This is a genomic window from Nesterenkonia aerolata, from assembly GCF_031470965.1.
GTDB classification, from domain to species: Bacteria; Actinomycetota; Actinomycetes; order Actinomycetales; family Micrococcaceae; genus Nesterenkonia; species Nesterenkonia aerolata.
Window position 1 is genome coordinate 1 of record NZ_JAVKGR010000055.1, and the last position, 506, is coordinate 506.

The window sequence follows — 506 nt, forward strand, 5'->3', positions numbered from 1 at the left end:
AAGTCTTGGGCCGCAGAGGCCGCAAGCAAGACTCGGTATGGGCTCACCGGATGCTGTTACTGCGTGCTGGGGACCGGCTCACCGACGCCGGACTCCACCGCCTGGAGCAGGTCCTCGAAGATGAAGACTTCGAGCAGGTCGCTGCCGCCTGGGCCGTCAAAGAGCGTCTACGGGCCATGCTGGCCGCCCAGGACATCCCGGCAGCCCAGAACGCAAGGATCGACTTCGAGATGGCCGTGGCAGCCGCTGACATGGCCGAGACCGACAAGCTCGCCACCACCGTCGCGACCTGGTGGACCGAGATCAAAGTCTTCGTCCGCACCCACGTCACCAACGCCAGGACCGAATCGGCCAACACCGGGATCAAGCACATCAAACGCACCGGCCGCGGATTCCGCAACCAACGCAACTATCAATCACGTATCCTAGGCACCAGCATCAGGCAGACACGCCGACGCCGCAGGATCCCCCACCAACAGGGACTCCACGCTCAACGGTGAATAGCC

Annotated in this window: 1 protein-coding gene; it reads left to right on the forward strand. The window is 63.6% G+C overall.

All coding sequences use genetic code 11. From position 1 onward, the window contains the following. On the forward strand, window positions 1-500 hold a 500-nt coding region (locus RIL96_RS13300; protein WP_310549493.1), incomplete at its 5' end, for a transposase. Between the last annotated feature and the right edge of the window lie 6 nt (window positions 501-506).